Origin of the sequence: Geothrix alkalitolerans, assembly GCF_022808885.1 — a bacterium.
Taxonomy (GTDB): domain Bacteria; phylum Acidobacteriota; class Holophagae; order Holophagales; family Holophagaceae; genus Geothrix; species Geothrix alkalitolerans.
Genome location: NZ_JAKZLE010000002.1, coordinates 34,217 through 46,078, shown reverse-complemented (window position 1 = coordinate 46,078; position 11,862 = coordinate 34,217). Strand labels below are relative to the sequence as shown.

Annotated in this window: 9 protein-coding genes; all 9 read right to left on the bottom strand. The window is 68.7% G+C overall.

All coding sequences use genetic code 11. From position 1 onward, the window contains the following. Positions 1-6 precede the first annotated feature (6 nt). The 9 genes from MLJ35_RS04230 to MLJ35_RS04190 all read right to left on the bottom strand — a co-directional run bounded on the left by MLJ35_RS04230 (position 7) and on the right by MLJ35_RS04190 (position 11,831). Positions 7-1,107 carry a CofH family radical SAM protein gene (locus MLJ35_RS04230; RefSeq protein WP_243383168.1) on the bottom strand — a complete coding sequence of 367 codons (1,101 nt, stop codon included), beginning with the start codon at positions 1,105-1,107 and terminating at the stop codon, positions 7-9. 2 nt (positions 1,108-1,109) lie between these two features. After that, the gene (locus MLJ35_RS04225; RefSeq protein ID WP_243286011.1) at positions 1,110-1,274 is read right to left on the bottom strand and encodes a hypothetical protein; all 165 of its coding nucleotides are present in this window, start codon (positions 1,272-1,274) and stop codon (positions 1,110-1,112) included. A 74-nt stretch (positions 1,275-1,348) separates the two neighbouring features. Beyond that, positions 1,349-1,672, bottom strand: a complete 324-nt coding sequence (hpf, locus tag MLJ35_RS04220; protein ID WP_243286010.1) for a ribosome hibernation-promoting factor, HPF/YfiA family — start codon at positions 1,670-1,672, stop codon at positions 1,349-1,351. 68 nt (positions 1,673-1,740) lie between these two features. Then, the gene (rpoN, locus tag MLJ35_RS04215; protein WP_243383167.1) at positions 1,741-3,306 is read right to left on the bottom strand and encodes an RNA polymerase factor sigma-54; all 1,566 of its coding nucleotides are present in this window, start codon (positions 3,304-3,306) and stop codon (positions 1,741-1,743) included. Positions 3,307-3,308: 2 nt separating this feature from the next. After that, positions 3,309-4,046 carry an LPS export ABC transporter ATP-binding protein gene (lptB, locus tag MLJ35_RS04210; protein ID WP_243383166.1) on the bottom strand — a complete coding sequence of 246 codons (738 nt, stop codon included), beginning with the start codon at positions 4,044-4,046 and terminating at the stop codon, positions 3,309-3,311. A 77-nt stretch (positions 4,047-4,123) separates the two neighbouring features. After that, the gene (locus MLJ35_RS04205; RefSeq protein ID WP_243383165.1) at positions 4,124-7,390 is read right to left on the bottom strand and encodes a sialidase family protein; all 3,267 of its coding nucleotides are present in this window, start codon (positions 7,388-7,390) and stop codon (positions 4,124-4,126) included. Between the two features lie 52 nt (positions 7,391-7,442). Then, entirely contained in the window at positions 7,443-9,191 is a 1,749-nt protein-coding gene (locus tag MLJ35_RS04200) for a hypothetical protein (RefSeq protein ID WP_243383164.1), read from the bottom strand. Next, the gene (locus MLJ35_RS04195) at positions 9,188-10,870 is read right to left on the bottom strand and encodes a single-stranded-DNA-specific exonuclease RecJ (RefSeq protein WP_243383163.1); all 1,683 of its coding nucleotides are present in this window, start codon (positions 10,868-10,870) and stop codon (positions 9,188-9,190) included. Before MLJ35_RS04195 ends, MLJ35_RS04200 begins: the two co-directional genes overlap by 4 nt. A gap of 1 nt (position 10,871) precedes the next feature. Continuing rightward, positions 10,872-11,831 carry an acetyl-CoA carboxylase carboxyltransferase subunit alpha gene (locus MLJ35_RS04190; protein ID WP_243293846.1) on the bottom strand — a complete coding sequence of 320 codons (960 nt, stop codon included), beginning with the start codon at positions 11,829-11,831 and terminating at the stop codon, positions 10,872-10,874. Positions 11,832-11,862 lie beyond the last annotated feature (31 nt).

Below are 11,862 nucleotides of genomic sequence, written 5' to 3'. Positions count from 1 at the left end.
GCGGGCTCAGCCCTGGATTTCGCCGTAGATGTTGTCCCGCTGCCAGGGCTCGTAGCCGGCGGCGCGGATCATGCGGGTCATCTCGTCCTTGTTCACGCTGTAGCAGGTGCCCGCCGCGCTGACGACGTTCTCTTCGAGCATGAGGCTGCCCATGTCGTCGCAGCCGTAGTGCAGGGCGACCTGGCCCGTCTTGCGGCCCATGGTGACCCAGCTGCTCTGGATGTGCGCGAAGTTGTCGAGGAAGATGCGCGCCACGGCGATGGTGCGGAGGTACTCCACGTCCGTGGGCTTGGGCACCTTGCCTTCCCAGGGCGTGTGGCCGCTCTGGAAGGGCCAGGCGGCGAAGGCGGTGTAGCCGCCGCCATTGTTCCGCGCCAGGGCCCGGTCCTGCTGGTCCCGCAGGGCCTCGAGATGCTCGATGCGCTCGGCCATCGTCTCCGTGATGCCGAACATCATGGTGCCCGTGGTCTTCACACCCTCCTCGTGGGCCGCCTCCATCACTTCCAGCCACTTCTCGCGGCCGCCCTTGAGCGGCGCGATCTTCTTGCGGATGCGGTCCACCAGGATCTCCGCACCACCGCCGGGGATGGAGCCGAGGCCGGCTTCGCGCAGGTCGGCGATGGTCTTGCCCAGGGTCTGGCCGCTGAGCTTCGCCATCATCTGGATCTCCACCGGCGAGAAGCCGTGGACCCAGATGCCCAGGTCATGGTGGAGGTAGCGAACCAGGTCCAGGTAGTAGTCCCAGGGCAGATCGGGGTTCACTCCGCCCTGCAGCAGGAAGCCGGTGCCGCCGATGGCCTGGGTCTCCTCGGCCTTCTGTTTCAGTTGTTCCTTGGTCAGCACGTAGCCGCGGCTGTCCCCGGGCTTGTGGTAGAACGCGCAGAACGTGCAGTAGACGTTGCAGACGTCCGTGTAGTTCACGTTGCGGTCGATGACGTAGCTCACGCGACGGGGATCGTTGTGGCGATCCCTGGCGGCGGTGGCGGCTACGGCCAGGTCGGGCAGTTCCGCCTGCTCCATGAGCACCAGGGCTTCCGCGGCGGACACGCGACGGCCCTGGAGAACGCCCTCCAGGATCGCCTCAGAGGTATCGAGGGCCTTCAGCATGCCTAGACCTGGTACCCCATGACCTGGAGGCACCGGCGGCAGACGCACTCCTGACCGGGGATGCCGTGCTGGAAGTGCTCCAGCGTGTAGGGATTGCGGCACTTCTCGCAGATCTGGGTGGGCTCGGTAGTGGTCTTCGGGGCGTAGAGATGGGTGGGATCGGGCATGGCGGACTCCGGAACCTCCAGGATATCAAAGGCGGTCCCGGAGGACCGCCTTTGATTCGGAAACGCGGGAATCGCTACTCTTCGACGGCGCCGGCCTTGGCGCTTTCATGGGGCCGGTCGTTGCGTTTGCCCTGATGCTTGTGGGCCTGCACATCCAGCTTCTCGATGGCCTGGGTGATGCTGGCATACATGTCGGCGGTCGTGGCCGAGGCCACGAAGGCGTTGGCGCGGGTCTTCAGGGTGATCTCCGCCTCATGACGGTGCTTCTCCACACCCAGGATCACATGGACGTCGATGATGTCGTCCAGATAGGTGGCCATCTTGTCCAGCCGCTCTTTGGTGAACTGCTTGAGGGGCTCGGTGAGCTCCACGTGACGGCCGGTGTAGTGGACCTTCATGGGACACTCCTGAAAGGGGCCGGGTGGCCCGGGAATCGTGGAACCGGCGCAGGAGGGGCCTAGGCCCGCTACCGACGTCGACGCTGGGAGGCCGGAGGAATCTTGAGTTCCTCACGGTACTTGTTCACCGTTCGGCGGGCCACCTTGATGCCGTCCCGCTCGAGCAGGCCGGCGATGGCCTCGTCGGACAGCGGCTTGGCAGGGTCCTCGGCCTGCACGAACGCCTTGATGCGATGTTTGACCACGGTGGCGGAGATGTCCGAATCCTTGGGACGCGCCGAGAAGAAGTAGTTCAGGTCGTAGAGGCCCTGGGGCGTGTGGATGGTCTTCGCCTTCACCACACGGCTGATGGTGCTCTCGTGGAAGCCCGTGGCCTCGGCCACGTCGCGCAGCACCATGGGGCGCAGGCTCTCGATGCCGTGCTCGAGGAATTCCTTCTGGAGTTCCACGATCTGCGCGGAGACCCGCAGAACGGTGCGGTTGCGATCCTCCACGCCCCTGATGAAGTCCCGCGCGCTGCGGAAGCGCTCGCGGATGAAGTCCTTGTCGGACTTGGCCTCGCTGGAGGCCAGGAACCGCTGGTAATCGCCGTTCACGCGCAGGCGGGGGAGGCCCTCGTCGTTGAGGTAGATCTTCCAGTTCCCGTCCTCGCCCTTGAGCACCACCACGTCCGGCTTCACCACCCGTTCGCCCTCGGGGTCGAAGGCCCGTCCCGGCGAGGGGTTGAGGTGCTTGAGCTGGTCCATGGCCACGCACAGCTCTGCGTCCGTGCAACCCAGGGCGCGGCGCAGCTTGGCGCTGTCCCGCTGGGCCAGAAGGGCGGAGTGATCGTGGATGATGCGCACCGCCAGGTCGTCGGGCTCGGCGCCGGCGTGACGGAGCTGGAGCAGCAGGCTCTCCTGCACGGTGAAACAGCCGATGCCCGAGGGATCGAATTCCTGGAGCACATCGAGGGCTCCACGCAGGGCTTCCTCCGTGACGCCCATGTCCGCCGCCAGCGCGACGGGCGTGGTCTCCACGGAGGGCTGATCCGGATCCAGACGCAGGAAACCTTTGGGGTCCAGGCGATCGATAAGGCGCTCCACCAGGGCGGCGCGTGGATCCTCGTGCTCCAGGGTTTCGTAGAGCTGACCCACCAGGTGGTCCTGGAGCGATTCATTGGCGCTGAGGCGGTCCTCCCAGGAGAGGCGATCCTCCTCCGGCAGGTTGCTGGTGCGGGGGAGATCCTGATCCCAGCTGTTCTCCGCACCCAACTCGGTCTCCTGGACCTGGGCCACCCCCTCCTCAGTGAACTTCTCCAGGTCGCTCTCGGGATTCATCTCACCCGCCGCATCCAGGATCGGTCCCAGATCCATGGTGTCCACCCCTTCGGGCAACTCCACGCCCTCGGCGGCCTGGTCGGAGGTGGCTTCCGTCACATCCGAATCCCGCCCTTCCTCGATGGCCTCGAGGGTCGGCACTTCGTCGCTGTCGTCGGCAAGCTCCAGCAGGGGGTTATCCTCGAGCTCGCGCTCGATGGTCTGCGACAGTTCCTGCAGGTTCATCTGCCACAGCTTGAGCTTCAGCTGCATGGCAGGTGTCAGCGCGAGGGTCTGGCTCTGGGCCAGCCGCTGGGAGAGGTAGGGGCCCGCCACCATCAATCCAACCTGAACCGGTCGCCCAGGTAGACCCGGCGGATGTCCGGATCCTCTGCGATCTCGCTGGGCAGGCCGTGTTTCATGATCATCCCGTCCGCCAAGATATAGGCCCTGTCGGCGATCTGCAAGGTCTCGCGGACATTGTGATCCGTGATGAGAACGCCAATGCCTCGCGCCTTGAGGTCATCAATGAGGCCCTGGATCTCCAGTACCGACTTGGGATCCACACCGGCGAAGGGCTCGTCCAGGAGCATGATCCGGGGTTCGGTCACGAGGGCGCGCGCCAGCTCACAGCGGCGTCGCTCGCCGCCGGAGAGGCTCATGCCCAGCGTGTCGCGCACCTTGCCCAGGTGAAAATCGGCCAGCAGCCGCTCGCAGCGGTCCTTCTGCTCCGCCTTCGGGATGGGCTGCAATTCCGCCAGCGCCATGAGATTTTCCCACACCGTCAAACCCCGGAACACGCTGGATTCCTGAGCCAGGTAGCCGATGCCCAGCCGCGCCCGCCGGTGCATGGGCAACGCGGTCACATCCTGCCTCAGCCACCGGATGTCTCCGCGGTCCGGGGCCTCCACGCCCACCACCATGTAGAAGGTCGTCGTCTTGCCCGCGCCGTTCGGCCCCAGCAGCCCCACCACCTCGCCCATGCCCACGCAGAGGCTCACGTCCCGCACCACGGTGCGGTCGCCATATCGCTTCTGGAGGTTCACGGCCTCGAGGCAGGGGGTGGGCTCTGTCATGGTTCTATCAGAACATACTGCCCCGCCCGATGGCGCTGAAGGCGCGCGCCGTGACCGGCGCGCGGAAGGGAAAAGCTTCAGCGGAGGGCGCGGCCGGGGGTGTATGGGGCCTTGGCGGCATCCAGGGTTTCTTCCAGGGACTTGAGCGCCACCTGCGCCGTGTCGAACCGGCTCTGGAACGCCTTCAAGGCATCCTCGGCCCAGGCCAGGTTCTGGCGCTGGGTGCCGGTGGGCAGCTGGGTGGTGGCCCACACGCTGCCGGTCACGTCGCTGATGCGACCCACGATGCCCGGGGCCGTGGGCTCCTGGTACCTGGCCACGGTGGCGTCTCCGCTGAGGAGGGTGCGCAGGTCCTTCAGCTCCCCATGGAGCTTCCTCGCCTGCTCCAGACGCGTCGCATCGGCGGCAGGCGTCTCCAGCAGCGCCTTGCGGACGAAATCGAGGCGGGTCTGCACCTCACCCAGCCGCTCGGAGGCGCCCATGGCCCGGCGCTGGGCCTCGCCCATGCGGGCACAGAAGGCGCTGTACTCAGTCCACTGGGCTGCGGTGAGGCGGTCCGCGTCGAGGGGTTTCACGTCGAACGCGACGGGACCCGCCACGGGCTTCAGCACGCCATCCACCTGGAAGGAGAGGGTGGCCTGGTATCGCCCGGGCGCCGCCAGGGCGCCACGATCACCGTAGTCCCAAGGATCCCGGTCGCCCGCGGCCTTGAGGCGGATGGGGGACGGGTCCTGGAGGCGGAGGTCCCACGCCATGCGGTGAAGGCCCTTCTCGGGCTTCGCGGCAAGGCGCCGGACGATCTGCCCGTCGCCCGCGGCGATGGTCAGCACCACCGCGGGCGGGATCTCCCGGTCCTCGGCGCGGAGCGCGTCCCAGGCTGGAATGGCGGGATCCTGGCCGGCCTTGGCGGCCTCCTTCTCCTTCTCGTGGCGCTGGTTCTTCAGGGCCTTCGGCTCTTCCTTCACGTGGTAGGTGAAGACGGCGCCGAAGGGCGGATTGGGCGAGAGGAAAAGCGAGTCGCCCTGGAAGGATTTCCCCGGCCCGCCGAATGGGACAGCGGGGATGTAAGCCTGGGCCGACCTCAGGCCGTAGAGGTGCGCTTCGGCCACGAAGTCCTCCGGCTTGGCCTCGCGCAGTGCGGTCAGGTCATCGAGGATGAAGAAGCCACGCCCGAACGTGGCCACCACCAGATCACCCTCCCGCGCCTGGATGGCCAGGTCCTTCACGGCGATGTTCGGCAGCTTGGAGAACTTCGACCAGGACTTGCCGGCGTCGAGGCTGAAGAAGAGGCCGAACTCCGTGCCGCAGTAGAGCAGCCCCTCCCGGGCGGGATCCTCGCGCACGGTGTAGACGCTGCCGCGCTCCGGCAACCCGGCGGCGATGGATTCCCAGGTGCGCCCGCGGTCGCGGGAACGCAGCAGGTAGGGTCGGAAGTCGCCCGTCTTGTGGTTGTCGAAGGCCGCGTACACCGTGTCGGCCTGATGGGGGCTCGCCGACAGGCAGGACACGTAGGTCAGGTCGGGCACGCCGGGAAACCGGTCCGTCTTGCGCCAGGCCTTGCCGCCGTCCTCACTGACCTGGAGCAGGCCATCGTCGGTGCCCACATAGAGCAGGCCCTCGGCCCGGGGACTCTCCGCCAGGGCCACGATGTTGCCGAAGAAGCTGGTGGAGGTGTTGCGGGCCACGGCGTCCACGCCCCACACCTTGTCCATGATCTTGAGGCGGCTGCGGTCGATCTTCCGTGTCAGGTCCGGGCTCACGGCGGTCCAGTTGTCGCCCCGATCGTCGCTGCGGAAGAGCTTTTGGGCGGCGAAGTAGAGCCGCTTCCCGCTGTGGGGACTGATCAGCAGCGGCGCGTCCCAGTTCCAGCGGAAGGGCTCCTCGCCGGGCGCGGGCTGGGGCTGGAGCTCCACCCGCTCGCCCGTGCGGCGATCGAAGCGGGCCAGGCCGCCGTACTGGCTTTCAGAGTACACGGTGTTCGGATCGTCCGGATCCACCTGGCTGTAGAAGCCATCTCCGCCCTGGGTCACGAACCAGTCCTGATTGGTGGAGCCGTGCAGGTTCCGTGTGCGGCTGGGGCCGCCCATGGAGAAATTGTCCTGGGTGCCGCCATAGATGGTGTAGAAGGGCTTCGCGTTGTCGACGGCCACCCGGTAGTACTGGATGATCGGCAGGTTGGCGGTGAAGACCCAGGTGGCGCCCCGGTCCCGGCTCTCGTACAGGCCTCCATCGCATCCGGCGAGCAGGTGCTCGCTGTTCGCGGGGTCGATCCACAGTGCGTGGTTGTCCACGTGCTTGTGCTTCTCACCCACGCGGCGCCAGGTCTTGCCGCCGTCCTCGGTCACCTGCATCCAGGTGTCCATGGAATAGACGCGCTGGGGATCCTTCGGATCGCAGAAGAGTTCCTGGTAGTACTGGGCGCTGCCGGAGACCTGTTCGTTGCGGCGCTCCCAGGTGCGGCCTCCGTCCGTGCTCCGGAAGAAGCCGCCGGCCTTGTTGGCGGCTTCGATGGTGGCGTAGACCGTGTCCGGCTCGCCTTCGGGAACCGCCAGGCCGATGCGGCCCATATCCTCCTTGGGCAGGCCATCCTTGATCCGGGTCCAGGTCTGCCCGCCATCCAGGCTCTTGTGGATGCCGCTGCCCGGTCCGCCGTCGATCATGCCCCAGACGTGGCGCCGCCGCTGGTAGGTGGCCGCATAGAGGACGTCGGGATGCCGCGGGTCCATCACCACGTCGGTGACGCCCGTGTGCGCGTCGACCGTCAGCACGGCCTTCCAGGTCTTCCCGCCATCGGTGGTCTTGAAGAGCCCGCGATCCCCGCCGTCGTTCCAGAGGGGCCCCTGTGCAGCCACGAAGACCACCTGGCTGTTGCGCGGATCCACGAGGATCTTGGCGATGTGCTCGCTGGTCTTGAGCCCCATGTTCTCCCAGTGCTTCCCGCCGTCGAGGCTGCGGTATACGCCATCGCCGTAGGCCACCGAGCGCTGGGAGTTGTTCTCGCCGGTGCCCACCCACACCGTGGTCGGGTCATGGGGATCCACGGTCACGCACCCGATGGAGAAAGAACCTTCTTTGTCGAAGAGGGGCGTCCAGGTGGCGCCGGCGTTCACGGTCTTCCAGACCCCGCCGGAGGCCACGGCCACATACCAGGTGTCCGGCCTGTGGGGATCGACGGCGATGTCCGACACCCGTCCCGACGTGACCGCCGGCCCCAGGTTCCGGAGGGGCATGTCCACCAGGGGCGAGTCCTTCCGGGCCTGCGCGGCCTTGGACGGCGGGGCAGCCAGCACCGGCACGACCGCCAGAAGAAGGGCCAGGGATGGCAGGGACCGGAACCGGTTCATGGTGCCTCCTATTACGATGTTCAACCCATCATGCCCGAGACCGGCCGGGGATTCACCACCCGGGTCCCGCGCCCTTGCCGCGCACGCGGCCTTGCCATTTGGCTGTCTGGGTCCCGGGCTCGAGATCGAGGGCCTCGCCCTGCCCTTCGCCGAGGCGGCCTTTGAGCGTGACCGCGCCCTGGGCCTGGATCAGCTTCGCCGTGCGGTCCGGCCCCACCACGACCGTCACCTTGTCCGCCGCCAGGCGCCACCCTTGGCCCTGGCACTCCACACCGCCGCTGAGCAGGATCTTCTGGCCTTCGCTCTGTCCCTGCTCGGCTCGCAGGTACAGGTCCCCGTCGGCCGCGGCCAGGGTGCCGTTCAGGCCTTCCGGGAAGGCCACCGTTTCGCCCTTCCTGAGGATGCGTGGGCCGGACAGGCGCTCCCGCAGGCGGCTCCAGGCCGCGGGCCGGCCCGTGAGGGTCCAGAGTGTGTCCTCCCAGACAAGCCGCGCCCCCCGCAGGTTGCCTCCGGAGAACAGGTTCACCTGCACCGGCCCTTCGATGGTCCACGAGTGGGGATCGCCCTGCCCCGCCCCGCCGCTGAAGGTTCCATCCTCGCCGCGGCCCATCACCGGGGACTGCAGCTTCCAGCGCCGGGTGGCCCGCTCCACGGAGATGCGCGGGGAGGACAGATTCCGCCGTCCCCAGGTGAGGATCGGATGCCCCTCCGCCACGGCGTGGCCCACGGGCAGGGACTCAGGAAGATCGCCACCCGGCTTTTCCCGCATGAGCACCCGCGGGGCCCGGAGCACGAGGCGCTGGCCATCCATGGGCTGGTCCCACACCACGTTGCCTTCCAGGCGCAGCCCGGCGGGCGTCCACCGGGCACCCTCCGTGGAGAGGGTCTCCTCGCCTTCGGGTCCCGCACGCCGGGCCCGGAAGGCCCGGAATTCCACCTGCTGGAAGGTCGCCCCGGGCGCGGGCCGCGGCGCCACGCCGCCCTTGGCGTCGCCGTGCCAGCCATCGGAGCGTTCGAAGGACAGGGGAGCCGGCCAGGTGACCATGTCCGGGGTCAGGTCCGCCACGGAGGCCTGCAGCGATCCCTCGGTCAGGCGGGCCTTCACGCCCTCCAGATGACCCGTCTGGAAGCCGGGCATGGCCCAGAGTCGCTCGGCCTCCATGGCCTGGAGGGTGGCCGGTCCGGTCCCGGCGGGAGGGGCCTGCCAGCGCACGGGGCCCTGGTCCACGCGGAAGCGGCCATCCGCCTCGCGTCGCCAACCGGCGGGCAGGTACCATACGCCCCGGGCGGAGCCTTCCAGGGCCTCCCAGCGCAGGGGCGCCAGCCCCTCCCATTCCCCCCCGACCCAGCGCAGGGCGGGGCCGGCGTTCTCCACGCGGCCCTTGCCCAGGAGCGCTTTGGTGGCCGGATCGGCCACTTCTAGGTCCAGAGGGCCCTCGAGCGCCCACACCCCCGCTTGGCGGTGAGCCTTGGGCGACAACATGCGCCATTGTCCGGTCTGCTCATCCAGGCGCCCCGTCACCGTCTCCAGGTGGAGGTCCTCCTCCGAGCCTTCGATGGTCCGGTAGGTCAGCACCATTCGGTTGGGCCCCAGCTGCTCCGTGAGCGTCCCCAGGGTGCCCTTGGTGCCGGCGCCGAAGAGGGGATCGCCGCTCGCGGTCCGTCCGGGCATGCCTTCGTTGCCCACCATGAGGAAACGCAACGTGAAGCCCAGGGTCCCCGCCGCCAGGGCCCAGCCCAGGCCCCGCCAGAGCGGGTGCCGTGCAGGGGGGAGATCCTGGAGCAGGGCCCGTACCTTCATGGCGCCATCTCCCCGAGCGGGGCATCCACCAGCCAGGAACGGCCCCAGCGAGCGCTGCCCTGGGGCGTGGCGGATACGCAGAGCCGATCCCCCACCTGCGGCTGTGCAGGGCGCGCGTGGCCGGCGAACCAGGTGACGGGATCCGACAGGCCTGCCAGGCGCAGCTTCCAGTGGTCGGCTCCGAACGAGGACGAGGAGGCCACCGGGCCCTCCAGTCTCGCCAGGGGCGGCGCGAACCCTTGGCCGAAGGGCTCCAGGCGGGCCAGATCCGCATCGTCCGGAAGGTCCCCGGGCGCGCCATCCACCAGGAGCGGCTGAATCGTTCGCCCTCCGGCCTTGGCCTGCGCAGCTTGTGACTGGGCGCCCCGCTCCAGGGCCTGGCGGACGAAGGCCAGCCGCGAGGCCTCGAAGCTGAGGCCCGCGGCCGCGCGGTGGCCGCCGCCGCCCAGGATGAAAGGCTGGGCCAGGACCAGCAGCTCGCCGAGGTCGTAGCCTTCCGGAGCCCGCAGGCTGCAGTGCGCCACGCCGTCGATCACCGTGCAGACACCCGCGGGTCGTCCCGTGGCGCGCATGCGGTGGCCCGCCACGATGCCGATGACGCCCTTGTGGGCGGTGGGATCCAGCGCCAGATCGAAAGCCGCGCCGTCCGGGCGCGGCAGACGAGAGGCCAGTTCCTCCTGGATGGCCCGGCGCTCCTGGTTGAGCGCCTCCACCCGGGCCATCAGCACCTCGGCCTCGGCCGCGTCCCGCGTGAGCAGGAGGCGCACGGCATCCTCCGCTCCACCCATGCGGCCCACGGCATTGAGCCGCGGCGCCAGGCCGAAGGCGATGTCCTGCCCGCCCAGGGCACCTTCCTTCTTCGCGGCCCGCAGCAGGGCCGCCAGGCCGGGGCCATTCTTTCCGCTCAGGGAATCGAGCCCCCGGCGCACCAGCAGGGCGTTCTCGTCCCGAAGCGGCATCACATCCGCCACGGTGCCGATGGCAACCAGCTTGAGCATCCCGTCCAGGAAGGCCGCGTCGGCGCCCGTGGGATGGGGCACGGCGCCGAGCAGGGCCTGGGCCAGCTTGAAGGCCACGCCCACGCCCGCCAGAAAGGGGTTGGCGTAGCCGCCGAGGTGGGGATGCACCACGGCGCAGGCTGGCGGCAGCTCCGGGCCCAGCGCATGGTGGTCCGTGATCACCCAGTCCAGGCCCAGTTCCGCGCTGGCCTTCACCTCCGCCAGGCTGCGCACGCCGCAGTCCACGGAAACGATGAGCCCGGGGTCTCGGGCTTCCTTCAGCTCCCGGATGCAGTCCAGGTGCAGGCCGTAGCCGTCGGAGAACCGGTTGGGGATGAAGAAGGAGACATCGGCTCCGATCCGCTCCAGGGCCCGCACCAGCAGGGCCGTGGCGGTGACCCCGTCCACGTCGTAGTCGCCGTAGACCACGATGCGCTCACGGGCCTCCACGGCGCGCCGGATGCGCGCCACGGCCGCGTCCACGCCCGGAAGCAGGTGCGGATCCGTGCTCCGCGCCCATGAAGGGTCCAGCCGCCAGCCCAGGTCCTCGGGCCGGTCCACGCCCCGCAGCCAGGCCAACCGCGCCAGGCGCGGCTCCAGGTTCCAGGCCGCGGCCAGGGCCTTCCAGGGCGACGGCCCCGCCGGGATCTCCCGCCGGAGAGCCCAGATCTTGGCATCCATCTCAGCCCACGCTGCCCATGCGGGCGAACTTCTGGTACCGCTCCTCCACCAGCTGCTCGGCGGACAGCTCGGACAGCTCCGAGAAGGCCTCGATGACCGCCTCCTTGAGGGCGGCGGCGGCGGCGTCGAAATCCGAGTGGGCGCCGCCCAGGGGCTCCTTCACGATGCCGTCGATGACGCCCAGCTCCAGCAGGTGCGGGGCCGTGAGCTTGAGGGCCTCGGCGGCCTTGGAAGCCTGGCTCGCATCCTTCCAGAGGATGGAGGCGCAGCCCTCGGGCGAGATCACGGAGTAGATGGCGTTCTCCATCATGAGCACGCGGTCGGCCACGCCCAGGGCCAGGGCCCCGCCGCTGCCGCCTTCGCCCAGGACGATGGCCACCACCGGCACTTCGAGCTTGGCCATCTCCAGCAGGTTGCGGGCGATGGCCTCGGCCTGGCCGCGCTCCTCGGCGTCCACGCCCGGGTAGGCTCCCGGGGTGTCGATGAGGCAGAGGACGGGTCTCTGAAACTTCTCAGCCAGCTTCATGAGGCGCAGCGCCTTCCGATAGCCCTCGGGCTTGGGCATGCCGAAGTTGCGGAGGATCTTCTGCTTGGTGTCCCGGCCCTTCTGCTGGCCGATGATCATGACGGGATTGCCCTCGATCCAGCCCATGCCGCCCACGATGGCCGCGTCGTCGCCGAAGCGCCGGTCGCCGTGCAGTTCTTCGAAGCGCTCGCAGATGCGCTCCAGGTAGTCGAGGGTGTAGGGACGCTTGGGGTGGCGGGCGAGCTGGGCCCGCTGCCAGTCCGTGAGGTTCGTGAACAGCTCGGCCTTCAGCTTGTCCAGCTTCTTCTGCAGCTTTTCCCGTTCTTTCGACTGGGAGGGGTCCATCTCCATGGCCCGGATCTGGGCCTCCAGCTCGAGCACCGGCTTTTCCAGCTGCGAGAGATCCATGGCCTGTTCGGGTGTCGCGTCTTTCATGTGACCTCGGGTCAAGAAGAGGAACGAACCA